Annotated in this window: 12 protein-coding genes and 2 tRNA genes; 11 read left to right on the top strand and 3 right to left on the bottom strand. The window is 71.5% G+C overall.

Translation table 11 applies throughout. From position 1 onward, the window contains the following. The 3 genes from UW392_RS11845 to UW392_RS11835 form a co-directional block, all read left to right on the top strand. Positions 1-849, top strand: an 849-nt coding sequence (locus UW392_RS11845) for an AIM24 family protein (protein ID WP_320774889.1), incomplete at its 5' end; no start/stop codon positions are given. Positions 850-861: 12 nt separating this feature from the next. Further along, positions 862-1542, top strand: a complete 681-nt coding sequence (locus tag UW392_RS11840; RefSeq protein ID WP_320774888.1) for an AIM24 family protein — start codon at positions 862-864, stop codon at positions 1540-1542. A 16-nt stretch (positions 1543-1558) separates the two neighbouring features. Beyond that, positions 1559-2311: an AIM24 family protein gene (locus UW392_RS11835; protein WP_320774887.1), complete on the top strand. Its 753-nt coding sequence runs from the start codon at positions 1559-1561 to the stop codon at positions 2309-2311. Positions 2312-2390: 79 nt separating this feature from the next. Here UW392_RS11835 and UW392_RS11830 read toward each other — a convergent pair whose 3' ends face one another. Continuing rightward, entirely contained in the window at positions 2391-2912 is a 522-nt protein-coding gene (locus UW392_RS11830; protein WP_320774886.1) for an NUDIX hydrolase, read from the bottom strand. After that, a complete protein-coding gene (locus UW392_RS11825) occupies positions 2909-4345 on the bottom strand; it encodes a zinc-dependent metalloprotease (RefSeq protein ID WP_320774885.1) in 1437 nt (478 codons plus the stop codon). Before UW392_RS11825 ends, UW392_RS11830 begins: the two co-directional genes overlap by 4 nt. 192 nt (positions 4346-4537) lie before the next feature. On the opposite strand from UW392_RS11825, the gene UW392_RS11820 reads away from it, so the two are divergent. From UW392_RS11820 to UW392_RS11805, 4 genes are all read left to right on the top strand, one after another. Further along, complete coding sequence (locus UW392_RS11820; protein WP_320774884.1) at positions 4538-5701, top strand: SDR family oxidoreductase; 1164 nt, start codon at positions 4538-4540, stop codon at positions 5699-5701. A 113-nt stretch (positions 5702-5814) separates the two neighbouring features. After that, the gene (locus tag UW392_RS11815) at positions 5815-6288 is read left to right on the top strand and encodes a molybdenum cofactor biosynthesis protein MoaE (protein WP_320774883.1); all 474 of its coding nucleotides are present in this window, start codon (positions 5815-5817) and stop codon (positions 6286-6288) included. Between the two features lie 163 nt (positions 6289-6451). Continuing rightward, complete coding sequence (locus UW392_RS11810) at positions 6452-6640, top strand: hypothetical protein (RefSeq protein ID WP_320774882.1); 189 nt, start codon at positions 6452-6454, stop codon at positions 6638-6640. Between the two features lie 120 nt (positions 6641-6760). Beyond that, positions 6761-7861, top strand: coding sequence for a PDZ domain-containing protein (locus UW392_RS11805; protein WP_320774881.1), 1101 nt, complete (start codon positions 6761-6763; stop codon positions 7859-7861). A gap of 64 nt (positions 7862-7925) precedes the next feature. Here UW392_RS11805 and UW392_RS11800 read toward each other — a convergent pair whose 3' ends face one another. Beyond that, positions 7926-8468 carry a PPA1309 family protein gene (locus UW392_RS11800; protein WP_320774880.1) on the bottom strand — a complete coding sequence of 181 codons (543 nt, stop codon included), beginning with the start codon at positions 8466-8468 and terminating at the stop codon, positions 7926-7928. Positions 8469-8642: 174 nt separating this feature from the next. On the opposite strand from UW392_RS11800, the gene UW392_RS11795 reads away from it, so the two are divergent. The 4 genes from UW392_RS11795 to UW392_RS11780 all read left to right on the top strand — a co-directional run bounded on the left by UW392_RS11795 (position 8643) and on the right by UW392_RS11780 (position 14032). Then, positions 8643-11642, top strand: a complete 3000-nt coding sequence (locus UW392_RS11795) for a UPF0182 family protein (protein ID WP_320774890.1) — start codon at positions 8643-8645, stop codon at positions 11640-11642. A 72-nt stretch (positions 11643-11714) separates the two neighbouring features. Continuing rightward, positions 11715-11788, top strand: a tRNA-Met gene (locus tag UW392_RS11790). A gap of 230 nt (positions 11789-12018) precedes the next feature. Continuing rightward, positions 12019-13881 carry a sel1 repeat family protein gene (locus UW392_RS11785; protein WP_320774879.1) on the top strand — a complete coding sequence of 621 codons (1863 nt, stop codon included), beginning with the start codon at positions 12019-12021 and terminating at the stop codon, positions 13879-13881. 77 nt (positions 13882-13958) lie between these two features. After that, positions 13959-14032, top strand: a tRNA-Met gene (locus UW392_RS11780). Positions 14033-14087: the final 55 nt, after the last annotated feature.

The raw sequence follows: 14087 nt of genomic DNA, 5'->3' as shown, positions 1-14087 counted from the left end.
CAGCCCACCCCGCCGCCCGGCCACGGTCACCATCCCCCCGCCCCGAGCGCGCCCCTGCCGCCCGGCTACCAGCCGCAGGCCCCGCAACCCCCGTACGGCCAGGTCCCGGGCCAGGCCGGCCCACCCGGTGCCGCCCCCGGTGCTCCGTCCCCGTACGGCGTGCCGCAGGGCGCCCCGCAGGACGGCGCCGGTGTGACCGCCGCGCTGCAGAAGTTCAAGGAGACCCCCACCGGGCAGCGGTGGACCCTGCAGAACATAAAGCTGGTCCGCGTCGACCTCGGTGCCGGCGGTGACCAGCCGGTGCTGGCCCGGCAGGGCAGCATGGTGCTCTACCAGGGCAAGGTCGACTTCGGCTACAAAGGCGCGGGCTTCACCGGCCGCCTCGTCGGCAACGCGACCGGCCAGGAGATGCAGCTGATGCGCTGCACCGGGCGGGGACAGGTGTTCTTCGCCGACGACGCGTCCCTGCTGCACCCCATCGAACTCCAGGGCGACGCGATCTGTGTGTCCGCGGAGAACGTGCTCGCCTTCGACGAGCGTCTCCAGTACGAGGTGCGCCGCATCGAGGGGCACGGCATCCCCGGGGGCGCGCTGTTCACGATGCAGTTCCAGGGGACCGGCACGATCGTGGTGAAGACGCACGGCGCGCCCGTCGTGCTGCCCGTCACGCCCACGACGTTCGCCGACTGCAACGCCGTGGTCGCCTGGTCCGCCGCCTCCCAGGTGATCGTCTCCAGCCAGGTGCGGATGCGCCGCAACGCCTACCCCGGGGACACCGGCGAGAGCGTGAACCTCCAGTTCCGGGGAGCGCCCGGCAACTTCATCGTCGTCCAGCCGTACGAGGTCTAGGGGGAACCCGTCATGAACCAGCCACTCGCGGGGTTCGCCCCCGCTCCGGTCGCCGCCCGCATGGAGAACCACGGCGACCACATGCTCAAGGTCGCCCTGCAGACCGGGAACGACCTCTTCGCGCGCGTGGGCTCGATGGTCGCCTACGAAGGGTTCATCCAGTACGAGCCCAACCCGCCCGCCGTGCGCCAGATCGCCCGGGACTGGGCCACCGGTGAGGGCGCGCCGCTGATGAAGTGCTCCGGCGACGGTCTGCTCTACCTCGCCGACTACGGGGCGGACGTCGTCGTGATCAACCTGAACGAGGACGCGATCTCCGTCAACGCGACCAACCTGCTCGCCTTCGACGCACACCTGACCTGGGGCGTCGAGCGGGTCAAGGGACTCGCCAAATTCGCCGGACAGGGCATGTGGAACACGAGGATCTCCGGCCAGGGGTGGGTGGCCCTGACCTCCCGCGGCAAGCCGATCGTCGTCGACTGCGGAGGCGGCGAGGACGAGACGTACGTCGACCCCGACGCCCTGGTCGCCTGGTCCCCGAACCTCAAGGTGAAGGGCAAGCGCAGCTTCAAGGCGCAGTCGCTGATAGGGCGCGGCAGCGGCGAGGCGTACCAGATGGCGTTCTCCGGGACGGGCATCGTCGTCGTCCAGCCCAGCGAGGACAGCACCGACCGTCTCCGAGTCCGGGGCTGAGGGGGAGCGACACACCATGCAGAGCCCGATTTTCGGCTACAACGAGCAGCAGGGCGCGGAACGCTGGAGCCTGCAGAACGAGCAGATGCTGCGCGTCGCCCTGGACGGCCACGAGGACGTCCTGGCGCGCAAGGGCACGATGGTCGCCTACCAGGGGATGGTCGAGTTCGACGCCGAGTACCAGGGCAGCGGCCGGCGGCACGAGCGCGCCCGCACGGGCGAGGGCCTGGACCTGATGCGCTGCCACGGGCAGGGCACCGTCTACCTCGCCAACCTGGCGCAGCACGTCCACATGGTCGACGTGGACCACGACGGCCTCACCGTGGACAGCGGCTACGTCCTGGCCATGGACTCCGCGCTGCACCACGAGGTCATCGCGGTGGACAGCCTGTACGGCATCTCCGGGTCCGGGAAGTACCAGCTCAACATCACGGGCCGGGGCAGGGTCGCCCTGATGACCTCGGGCATGCCGCTGATGATGCACGTCACACCCGACCGGTACGTCAACTGCGACGCCGACGCGATCGTGGCCTGGTCCACCGGGCTGCGCGTCCAGATGCAGGCCCAGACACACTCCTCCGGGGTGTGGCGGCGCCGGGGCGACACCGGGGAGGGCTGGGAGCTCAGCTTCATGGGACAGGGGTACGTCCTGGTCCAGCCCAGCGAACTGCTGCCGCCGCAGAACGCGGGGATCTCCGGGCTCGCCGGCCAGTACGGCATGGGCCAGCAGGGCGCGCGCGGGCAGAACCAGGGCAACGTCTGGAGCTGACCGCGGGAGGCGGAAAACAATGGGTAAGGGGCGGCCGCCAGTGCGGCCGCCCCTTACCCATACGCCGGCGGAGACAGCGTCAGAGCCTCTCGCGCACAGCCTCCAGCAGCCGTACGACCGACTCGTCGGCCACGTCCGCCACCTCGTCCCACGCGAACCAGCGCAGGTCGAGCGACTCGTCGCTGATCTGCTCGACCGCGCCCGGCGGGGCCACGGCCGCGTACTGCACATCGAGGTGCCAGTGGCAGGGCGCCGGGATCGGATGCCGGTCCAGACGCACCGGGCCGCCCGGGAGCAGCGTCAGTCCCGCCACGCCCGACTCCTCCGTGGCCTCGCGCAGCGCCGCGTCCGCCACGGTCGCGTCCCCGGGCTCACAGTGGCCGCCCATCTGCAGCCACATGCGCAGCTTCCGGTGGAGCGTGAGCAGCGCCCGCCCGCCTTCCGCGTCCACCACCAGGGCGCTCGCCGTGAGGTGCCCGGCGTGACACGACTTCCACATGCCGTCGGCGTGCGCCTGGAGGTGGTCCAGGTACGTCTGGCGCAGCTCCTGCTGGCCCTCGTACCCCTTCAGGACGAGGACCGCGTCGTCGTGGAGGCTCACCGGTCGCCGTCGCCCTTGGTGCCGCCGTCGCCGTCCTCGTCCTTCCGCAGGTTCGGCTCGCCGCCCGTGGAGCCGCCGTCCGCCGCCTCGCCGAGCATCTTGTCCAGCTCGGAGAAGTCCAGCTGCTCGCGGTGGACGAAGCCGTCCGGGTCGTCCAGGTCGGAGGCGGTGGGCAGCATGTCCGGGTGGGACCACAGGGTGTCCCGGCCGTCCACCCCGCGCGCGTCCGTCAGGGAGGCCCACAGGCGCGAGGCGTCCCGCAGCCGGCGCGGACGCAGCTCGAGGCCGATCAGCGTGGCGAAGGTCTGCTCGGCGGGACCGCCCGAGGCACGGCGGCGGCGCAGCGTCTCCCGAAGCGCGTCCGCGGATCCCAGGCGCGGCTTCGCGGCCGCGTGCACGACCGCGTCCACCCAGCCCTCCACGAGCGCCAGAGCGGTCTCCAGACGGGCCAGGGCGACCTTCTGCTCGGGGGTGTCCTCGGGATGGAACATGCCCTGCTGGAGCGCCTGCTGCAGCTCCTCCGGGTTCTGCGGGTCGAACTGGCCGACCACGTCCTCCAGCTTCGCCGTGTCGACCTTGATCCCGCGCGCGTACCCCTCGACCGCGCCGAACAGGTGTGAGCGCAGCCACGGCACGTGCGAGAAGAGACGCTGGTGGGCGGCCTCGCGCAGCGCCAGGTAGAGGCGCACCTCGTCCTTGGGCACGCCCAGGTCCTTGCCGAACGCCTCCACGTTCACCGGCAGCAGCGCCGCCTTGCCGGCCGGGCCCAGCGGCAGACCGATGTCGGTGGAGCCCACGACCTCGCCCGCGAGCACGCCCACGGCCTGCCCGATCTGCGAACCGAACATGGCGCCGCCCATCGAGCGCATCATGCCGATCAGCGGGCCCGCCATGGCCTGCATCTCCTCGGGCAGCACATCACCCATGGCCGTGCCGACGCGCTCGGCGACCGGGTCGACGAGCTCCTGCCACACCGGCAGGGTCGCCTCGACCCACTCCGCGCGGCTCCACGCCACGGCGAGGCCCGCCCCGGACGGCAGCGACGTCGCGTCGTCCAGCCACAGGTCGGCCAGGCGCACCGCCTCCTGGACCGCGGAGCGCTCGGCCGGTCCCACGCTCGCGTCCTTGACGCCGTCGGGGGTGCCCTGGGCGACGGTCTGGCGGGCGATCTGCTTGGCCATCTCCCAGTTCACCGGACCGCCCTCGTACGAGAGCATCTGGCCCAGCTGCTGGAAGGCGGCACCCAGGTCGCCCGGGTTCATGGAACCGAACATCGCGGCGAGCGGATTGTCGGCGCCGGGACCACCGGGCAGCCCGAAGCCGAACGGGTTGGCCGGTCCCTGACCACCACCGCCCTGGTCCTTCTTCTTGCCCTCGTCGCCGTCCTCCGGCTCCTCCGGCGGAAGGCCGAATCCGAATGGGGTGTCACTCACGGGATTCCTCGGCTGGTTAGGCCGCCGGTTCTCTCCGGCGGCACGGCTGCCCTACAACACCACCCAGGGTAGACACCGCGGCCGGTTCGGGCCTCGGTGCTTCGCCGACCGAAGGGCTGCGGCAGGATGGATGCCACCTGGTACGTATGCGTCACGCGCGTACGTACTGAAGACAACCGCTGGAGACGCCCGGTGAGTTCCCCAGATCCGCAGGTTCGCGCAGCGCGAAACCTGGCATCCCGCCCGTCGCCCGACCACCGCCCCGCGAGGACGGCACTGCGCGCCGACGCGTCCGCCGCCGTGCGCGGGCCCGTCGTCGCGGTCACCGGCGCCGCGACCGGGATCGGCGCACTGCTCACCGAGCGGCTCGCCGCGTCCGAGGGGATCAAACAGGTCGTCGCCATCGACGAGCGGCGCGGCGAGTGCGCGGACGCGCAGTGGCACGTCCTCGACGTACGGGACCCGGCGATCGCGGAGAAGCTGCGCGGCGCGGACGTGGTGGTGCACCTCGCCGTCGACCTCGATCTGGAGACCGACGCGGCGGCCCGGACCGCCTACAACGTCCGGGGGGCGCAGACCGTCCTCACGGCGGCGGCCGCGGCCGGCGTCCACCGCGTCGTGCTGTGCACCTCCGCGATGGTCTACGGGGCCCTGCCCGACAACGAGCTGCCGCTGTCGGAGGACGCCGAGCTGCGGGCCACCGCCGAGGCGACCGGCGTCGGCGACCTGCTGGAGATCGAGCGGCTCGCGCGCCGGGCGCCGCGCGCCCACCCGGGCCTCAATGTCACCGTCGTCCGCCCCGCGGTGCTCGTCGGAGGCACCGACACGGCGCTGACCAGGTACTTCGAGTCGCCCCGGCTGCTGGTGGTGGCCGGCTCGCGGCCCGCCTGGCAGTTCTGCCACGTCGACGACCTGTGCAGTGCCCTGGAGTACGCCGTCCTGGAGAAGGTGGACGGGGAACTGGCCGTCGGGTGCGACGGGTGGCTGGAGCAGGAGGAGGTCGAGGAGCTCAGCGACATCCGCCGGATGGAACTGCCCTCCGCGGTGGCCCTGGGCGCCGCCGCGCGGCTGCACCGCATCGGGCTCACCCCGTCCCCGGCCGGGGACCTGGCGTACACGATGTACCCCTGGGTGGTCAGCGGCAGTCGGCTGCACGACGCCGGGTGGCGGCCGCAGTGGACGAACGAGGAGGTCCTCGCCGAGCTCCTTGAGGAGGTCTCCGGACGGCACACCGTGGCCGGGCGGCGGCTGGGACGCAAGGACGCGACGGCGGCGGGCGCCGCGGGGGCCACGGTCGCGCTGCTCGGTACGGCGGCGCTGGTGCGGCGTGCGCGGAAGGCGCGGCGGCGCATCTGAGTGATCGCCGCGCACACCGGATCGCCGGGTGCACCGGCCGGCCGCGGCACCCCGCGCGCGTGCCGGGGGAACGTCTGTTCCGAGTTGTCGGTACCGTGCGGCACGATGGGGGCATGGCACCCAGTGACGACCACCGCAACGATCACCCCGGCGAGCTCACGGCGGAGGAGCCGGTCAAGCTGATCGGCATCAGGGAGACGCCGCTCTCGGTGGACGAGGTGTTCCGGGCGGTGGGCGACGACGCCGCCGGCGGGACCGCGCTCTTCGTGGGAACCGTGCGTGACCACGACGGGGGCGCCGACGTCGACGCCCTCGGATACTCGTGCCACCCCACCGCGGAGGCGGAGATGCGGCGCATCGCCGAGAAGGTCGTCGCCGAGTTCCCGGTGCGGGCCCTGGCAGCCGTGCACCGGGTGGGGGACCTGCGCGTCGGGGACCTGGCCGTCGTGGTGGCGGTGTCCTGTCCGCACCGCGGTGAGGCCTTCGATGCCTGCCGGAGACTCATCGACGACCTGAAGCGCGAGGTGCCCATCTGGAAGCACCAGCGGTTCTCCGACGGCACCGAGGAATGGGTGGGGGCCTGCTGACCGGGTCACCCGGACGGCGCAGGCCCACGGCCGGCTCCGGTCCACGGACGGTGAAAGCTCCACTCCGGTTGCGTAACCCCACCCCGGGCGCCAGCGTTGACGGAGCGGAGGTTTAATCTGCTGATCAGTGAGTCGCGGTCGCTCACGGGGTTGGGAGGTCGGCATGGCAGCACTCACCTGGTTGTTGATTCCGCTTCTGGCAGCGGTCGGTGCCGGGCTGTGGGGCAGCTGGGTCAGCCGGAACCGCAAGAGCATCGAGGACGGGACCGAGCTGGCGGGGTACATGCGCTTCCGCGAGGCGATGGAGAGGTCCCGTTCGGAAGCCCTGGAGAAGTCCCGGTCGGGCAGCTGACGGCGCGGGTCCGCCCCCTCGGGCGGGCCCGCGGACCCGGTGCCCCGCCCCCTGCGGCGGGCGGCCCCGGACGGACGGCCCGGACAGTGCACTGACAGGCCCGTCCCGTACTGTCGTTCCATGCCACGCCGCACCGCGACGATGCTCGCCTCCACCCTGATGCTGATCGGGCTCCTGTGCGCGGGAGTGCTCATCCGCGTGCCGTACGCGGAGATGTCCCCGGGGCCGACGGTGAACACGCTGGGCGAGCACGACGGCGAGCCGGTGCTGCAGATCTCCGACGACGTCGACACCTACCAGGCGACCGGGCACCTCAACATGACCACGGTCCGGGTGACCAGCGCCGACTACAAGATGACCCTCGTCGAGGCCGTGTACAAGTGGCTGGCCCACGACAACAAGGTCGTGCCCCACGACACGCTCTACCCGGACGGCAAGACCGAGGAGCAGTCGACCCAGGAGAACGCGGAGGAGTTCAGCCAGTCCCAGGAGAGCGCCAAGGTCGCGGCCCTGGAGGCGCTCGACATCCCGGTGCAGTCCTGGGTGATCGTCCAGTCGGTGGTCAAGGGCTCCCCGGCGCAGGGCGAACTGCACGCGGGCGACGTGATCAAGTCCGTCGACGGTACGGAGGTGAAGGCGCCCGGGGACGTCGCCGATCTGGTCACCAAGCATGAGCCGGGTGACGAGGTGCGGTTCACGATCGTGCCCGCCGAGGAGCAGGCCGCCGCCGAGAAGGAGAAGCGGACGGCGACGAAGACCGAGGACGTCACGATCACCACGACGACCTCCGACGACGAGGGCGAGGACCGGGCCGTCGTCGGGATCGCGGCCGGCACCGACCACACCTTCCCGTTCAGCATCGACATCAAGCTGGCCGACGTCGGCGGGCCCAGCGCGGGCCTGATGTTTGCCCTCGGCATCGTCGACAAGCTGACCCCGGACGACCTCACCGGCGGCAAGTTCGTCGCGGGCACCGGCACCATCGACGACGACGGCACGGTCGGCCCCATCGGCGGCGTCGAGATGAAGACCATCGGCGCGCGCGACGAGGGCGCCCGTTACTTCCTGACCCCCAAGGACAACTGCGCGTCCGCCGCCAGGGACACCCCCGAGGGGCTCACCCTCGTCAAGGTGGGCACCCTCGACGACGCGCTCGACGCCCTCGCGGACATCCGCTCCGGGAACACCGACGACCTGCCCAGGTGCACCACCGGGAAGTGACCGGCACTCGCCGGCGGCCGGGGCGCCCCGTCGTACCGAGGAGCGCCCCCGCGACCCGTGGCGGTCAGTCCTCGAACGTCGCCGTCAGCGCCTCCGCCAGACCCGGCACCAGGTCCGCGCCGGTCAGCACCTCCGTCGGCGTGTCCTTCTCGCGCAGCCGGAGCGCCGACTCGCGCGTCCCGTCCCGCAGCACCGCGACCGTCATCCGGACCTCCTGGCGGTCCGGGTGCGCGGCCACCCACTTGGCCAGTCCGGCCTCGTCCAGGCCCTCGGGCACCGAGGCCTCGGCGGACGGGGGCAGCATCAGCCGCTCCACGGTGAGGGCGCAGCCGGCCACCGCGTCGGGCCACGCGATGGTGCCGAGGAAGTCGTCCAGCGGCCGGCCGGCGGGGACCTCGTCCTGCTCGATCGGGGTGAGACCGGCGGTCTCCGACTCGCCCTCCAGACCGAGCTGGGCCGCGAGGGCGGGTTCCTGGGTCCGCAGACGCGCGGTGTCGACAAGGGCGAAGAGGCGAGCGGGCCGGTCCCAGCCGAGGCCGGACACGTACTCGTCGATCTCGAGCACGGCCCGGGTGAGCGGGTTCGCTGCCATGGGAGTGTTGGACATGGTCACAATCCTGCCTCGTTAATCCCCCGAACCGGGAACCGAGTAAAGCGTAGGTAAGTTGCATAGGTGAGGTCCCTGTGCTCACGACGATCACAGGGGCGGGAAGATGGTCCGCGATCACGAGGGCCTGACGTATCAACAGCGAACTTCGAGGTGCGCACCTTGGCTTTCCAGATGCCGGACCGCGGCGGAGGCCCGACGGGGCCACGGATCAGAGTGGGCCGACCGTCCCGGCGGGTCCGGACCCTGCTCCTGACACTGGGTGTCCTTGCCGTCCTGGGCATGGCGTTCGTCATGTTCTCCGGGTTCTGGACGGACTGGCTCTGGTACCGGTCGGTCAGATACTCGTCGGTCTTCACGACCACCCTGTTGACCAAGATCGGACTGTTCTTCGTCTTCGGTCTGCTCATGGCGCTCGCCGTCGGGTTCAACGTCTGGCTGGCGCACCGGATGCGTCCGCCGCTGAGCGCCATGTCGATGGAGCAGCAGAACCTCGACCGGTACCGCATGGGCATCGCGCCCTACAAGAAGTGGCTGCTGCTCGGCATCACGGCCCTGGTGGGCCTGATCGCGGGAGCCTCCGCGTCGAGCCAGTGGCGCACGTGGCTGATGTGGCTGAACGGCGTGCCGTTCGGCCAGAAGGACCCCCAGTTCAAGCTGGACGTGGCCTTCTACGCCTTCGACCTGCCCTGGTACCGCTTCCTGCTCGGCTTCGGCTTCGCCGCCGCGATCCTCTCGCTGATCGCCGCCGCGCTCACGCACTACCTGTACGGCGGCCTCCGGGTCACCTCCCCGGGCGCGCGCGCCACGGCCGCGGCCACCGGGCACCTGTCGGTGCTGCTCGGCCTCTTCGTGGCGCTGAAGGCGGTCGCGTACTGGCTCGACCGGTACGGCCTCGCGGTGAAGTCCAGCGACTTCAAGGCGACGGACAACTGGACCGGCCTGCGCTACGTGGACGCGAACGCCTACCTGCCGGCGAAGACCATCCTGTTCTGCATCGCCGTCATCTGCGCCGTGCTCTTCTTCGCCACCCTGTGGCGGCGCACCTGGCAGCTGCCCGTCATCGGTTTCGGCCTGATGGTCCTGTCCGCCATCCTCATCGGCGGGCTGTACCCGGCCATCGTGCAGAAGTTCCAGGTCCAGCCGAACGAGCAGGCGAAGGAGGCGCCGTACGTCGCGAAGAACCTCGAGGCGACCCGTCAGGCCTACGACATCGAGGGCACCGAGGTCACCGGGTACTCGGGCGAGCGCGACACGGACGACGTGACGCAGCTGCGCGACGACGTGGCGGAGACCGCGTCCATCCGCCTGCTCGACCCGAACCTCGTGTCGCCCACGTTCCAGCAGCTCCAGCAGATCCGTAACTACTACGGGCTGCCGGCCAACCTGGACGTCGACCGGTACAAGGACGAGGACGGCAACGTCCAGGACACGGTCATCGGTCTGCGTGAGCTGAACCTCAACGGCATCCCGAAGAACAACTGGATCAACGACCACTTCCGCTACACGCACGGCTTCGGTGCGATCGCCGCCAAGGGCACCGCCGCCGACGAGGAGGGGCGCCCGGTCTTCACGGAGTCCGACCTGCCCTCCAAGAGCTCCAACGGGGGCAACCTCGGCGAGTACGAGCAGCGGATCTACTACGGAGAGAAGACCACGCAGTACTCGATCGTCGGCGGTCCCCAGAAGGAGATCGACTACTCCGACAACAGCGGTGAGAAGACCACCAGCTACAAGGGTGACAGCGGGGTCGACCTCTCCAACCCGGTCAACCGCGCCGCGTACGCCCTGGCCTTCGGCGAGCCGCAGATCCTCTACTCCGGCGCCATCGGCGACGGCTCGAAGATCCTGTACAACCGCACGCCCAAGCAGCGTGTCGAGGCCGTCGCCCCCTGGCTGACCATCGACGGCGATGCCTACCCGGCGGTCGTCGACGGCAAGATCCAGTGGATCGTGGACGCCTACACCACCACGAACGGCTACCCGTACGCCTCCCGCACGACCCTCGGCGACACCACCGCCGACTCGCTGACCGCCGCCGACAACCAGCGCGCGGTGGTGGCCCAGCAGAACCAGGTCAACTACATCCGCAACTCGGTGAAGGCGACCGTCGACGCCTACGACGGCGAGGTCAAGCTCTACCAGTGGGACACCGAGGACCCGGTCCTCAAGACCTGGATGAAGGCGTTCCCGGACACGGTGGAGCCGAAGGGCGAGATCTCCCAGGAGCTCATGGACCACCTGCGGTACCCGCAGGACCTGTTCAAGGTCCAGCGTGAGCTGCTGACCCGCTACCACGTGCGGGACGCGAACACGTTCCTCAGCGGCAGCGAGGTCTGGCAGGTGCCGGACGACCCGACCAACCAGTCCGGGGACTCGGTGCCGCCGTACTACCTGAGCATGAAGATGCCCGGGGAGACCTCTCAGGCGTTCTCGCTGACGACGACCTTCACGCCGAACGGCCGGGACAACCTGAGCGCGTTCATGTCGGTCAACGCGGAGGCGGGTACGGACGACTACGGCAAGATCAGCATCCTGAAGCTGCCGACGGGCAAGACCGTCGACGGTCCGAAACGGGTGCAGAGCCAGTTCAACTCCGAACCGGCCATCGCCGAGTCCATCCGGCTGCTGAGAGGCGGCGGCGACTCCGAGGTCGAGTACGGCAACCTGCTGACGGTGCCGCTGGACGGCGGACTGCTGTACGTGGAGCCCGTCTACGTGCGCGGCAGCAACCTCAAGTACCCGCTGCTGAAGAAGGTGCTGGTGACCTACGGAGGCGCCACCGCCTTCGAGAACACCCTCGACGAGGCGCTCGACAAGGTCTTCGGCACCGAGGGCTCGAGTCCCGAACCGCCGGACGAGGGCCAGGACGAGGGTCAGGACTCCACGGAGCCGCCCACGTCGAGCGACCCGACGGTCCAGGAGGCGCTGGACGACGCGCAGCAGGCCTTCGAGGACGGCGAGCAGGCCCTCAAGGACGGTGACTGGGAGGCGTACGGCCGCTCCCAGGCCGATCTGCAGGAGGCGCTGCGACGGGCCGAGGAGGCGCAGTCCAGGGCCGGCGGGTCCGCGGGCGGCGGCCAGAACAGCGCACCGGACTCCGGCCGGAACGGTGACCAGGACGGTGCGGGGAACAACGAGCAGGAATCCGGGGGAGGTTCGGCGAGCGGCTGATCAAGGCCGCGCGTGAGCGGGCCGCCCGTGCAAGGTTCCGTCCCGCGCCGTGGTACGGTTGCTACACAACGGCGCGGGGTGGAGCAGCTCGGTAGCTCGCTGGGCTCATAACCCAGAGGTCGCAGGTTCAAATCCTGTCCCCGCTACTGAAGTCGAAGGCCCGGATTCCTTTTCAGGGATCCGGGCCTTCGGCGTGTGTGGCGACGCGCCGGGCCGCGCATGCTGACCTCGGACGCTCCGGGGAAGTGCCGCGGCCTACGGGGCCCGTGGGCCGTTCTGTGTTTGACTTGTCTCTCTGTGGGCATGTCGACAAAACGCTGTAGTGACCTCAATGGCTGGGGTTACCGGGTGTACCCAGGTTGCGGGTGGTGCGACGATGGACGTTATGGGGGACAAGGCAACTCTGTGGAAGACGGGGCGGTTTGGGCAGCCTGCTGATATTTCGCAACCTTTGGACAGGGACGAGGCCGGAGAGGCCGTCGAGGAGGCACGCCGCCGACTGGCCGCCGAGGCCGGTGACGTGGAGGCCATGAGCGTCCTCGGCGCCATGCTGCTGCGCCGTGGCGACCTCGACGGGGCCGAGCCCCACCTGCGCGCGGCCACCGCCGCGGGCGACCGTGCCGCCGCCAACAACCTGGGCGTCCTGCTGCACCAGCGCGGGTACCCCGACGAGGCCGCCGGCTGGTGGCGCATCGCCGCCGTCGCCGGTTCCGCCGCCGCCGCGCACGCGCTCGGCCGGCACCACCGGGAGCGCGGCGACGAGCCGGCCGCCGAGTACTGGCTGCGGCAGGCCGCCGAACAGGACCACGTACTCGGCGCGTACGCACTCGCCGACCTGCTGGAGCACCGCGGCGACCCCGGTGCCGAGCACTGGATGCGGGCCGCCGCCGAGCGCGGGCACCGGGAGGCCGCGTACCGGCTGGCGCGCGCCCTGGACCGCGCGAACCTGGACGCGGAGGACCGGGCTCCGCACGGCGCGACCGGCACGCCCGCGGCCGACGCCGACGACGCCGCCGGGCCGTCCGCCGGAGAGGCGGAGCAGTGGTACCGGCAGGCCGCCGCGCGCGGGCACCGCCGTGCCGCACTCCACCTCGGGGCGATCCTGGAGCGGCGCGGGGAACTCAAGGAGGCCGGGCGCTGGTACCTGACGTCCGCCAAGGACGGCGAGGCGCGGGCCGCCTGCGCCCTCGGCTTCCTGCTGCGGGACGCCGGGGACGACGAGAGCGCGGCCGTGTGGTGGCTGCGGGCCGCCCAGGACGGCGACGGCAACGCGGCGAACGCGCTGGGCGCGCTGCACGCCGAGCGCGGCGAGACGCAGACCGCGGAGCGCTGGTACCGGGCCGCGATGGACGCCGGTGACGTCAACGGCGCGTACAACCTCGGCCTGCTCTGCGCCGAGCAGGGCCGCACCGCGCAGGCCGAGCAGTGGTACCGGCGCGCCGCGTACGCCGGGCACCGTGAGGCGTCGAACGCGCTCGCGATCCTGTTGCTGCAGGTCGGGGACGCGTCCGGGGCCGAGCCGTGGTTCTCCAAGGCGGCCGAGGCGGGCAGCGTGGACGCCGCCTTCAACCTCGGCATCCTGCACGCGGGGCGGGACACCGAGAAGGGCGCCCAGGCCGCGCTGGTCTGGTACGAGCGGGCGGCCGCGGCCGGGCACGCCGAGGCGGCGCTCCAGGTCGCCATAGCGCGGCTGCAGGAGGGCGACGAGCAGGCGGCCGAGCGGCATCTGCGCCAGGCCGCCGGGGGCGGCAGCGCCGAGGCCGCGTACCGGCTCGCGGCCCTGCTCGACGCCCGGCGCCCGCCGCAGGCTGCGCACGAACTGGGCGAGCCCGCGCGCGAGCGCAGCGAGTGCGAGGAGTGGTACGAGCGGGCCGCGTCCCAGGGGCACCGGCGGGCCCAGGTGCGGGTCGGCATGCTCGCGGCGGCCCGCGGGGACGTCGCCGAGGCGGCCCGCTGGTACCGGCAGGCGGCCGAGGCCGGTTCCCGTAACGGCGCCTTCAACCTCGGGCTGCTGCTCGCCCGGGAGGGCAGCGAGCCGGAGGCCGCCCTGTGGTGGACCAGAGCGGCCGACGCCGGCCACGGACGGGCGGCGCTCCGGCTGGCCCTGGTCTACGCGCGTCGTGGCGAACTGGCCGAGGGGCAGCGCTGGGCCGACCGTGCCGTGACCCTCGGGCCGGCGGAGGTCGCCGAGCGCGCCCGGCGGCTGCGGGACGCGCTGCGGCAGGAGCTGTCGGCCTGACGGTGCGGGTGCCGGTGCCGGGGAGAAGAAGCGATTTGCTTCTGTCCGACGCCTTGACGTAGTGTTCATTTCACCGACGCGGGGTGGAGCAGCTCGGTAGCTCGCTGGGCTCATAACCCAGAGGTCGCAGGTTCAAATCCTGTCCCCGCTACTGAACACCGAGGGCCGGAATCCGACAGGATTCCGGCCCTCGGTGTTGTGGGCAG

The organism is Streptomyces sp. CRN 30, from assembly GCF_034105845.1.
The sequence above is the reverse complement of the archived record's forward strand: the minus strand, read 5'-3'. Positions and strand labels throughout refer to the sequence as shown.

Coding starts and splice junctions, on each gene's coding strand:
- UW392_RS11840 (WP_320774888.1), top strand. CDS start 862: ATGAACCAGCCACTCGCGGGGTTCGCCCCCGCTCCGGTCGCCGCCCGC.
- UW392_RS11835 (WP_320774887.1), top strand. CDS start 1,559: ATGCAGAGCCCGATTTTCGGCTACAACGAGCAGCAGGGCGCGGAACGC.
- UW392_RS11815 (WP_320774883.1), top strand. CDS start 5,815: ATGGCACCCAGTGACGACCACCGCAACGATCACCCCGGCGAGCTCACG.
- UW392_RS11810 (WP_320774882.1), top strand. CDS start 6,452: ATGGCAGCACTCACCTGGTTGTTGATTCCGCTTCTGGCAGCGGTCGGT.
- UW392_RS11805 (WP_320774881.1), top strand. CDS start 6,761: ATGCCACGCCGCACCGCGACGATGCTCGCCTCCACCCTGATGCTGATC.
- UW392_RS11800 (WP_320774880.1), bottom strand. CDS start 8,468: ATGTCCAACACTCCCATGGCAGCGAACCCGCTCACCCGGGCCGTGCTC.
- UW392_RS11795 (WP_320774890.1), top strand. CDS start 8,643: ATGCCGGACCGCGGCGGAGGCCCGACGGGGCCACGGATCAGAGTGGGC.
- UW392_RS11785 (WP_320774879.1), top strand. CDS start 12,019: ATGGACGTTATGGGGGACAAGGCAACTCTGTGGAAGACGGGGCGGTTT.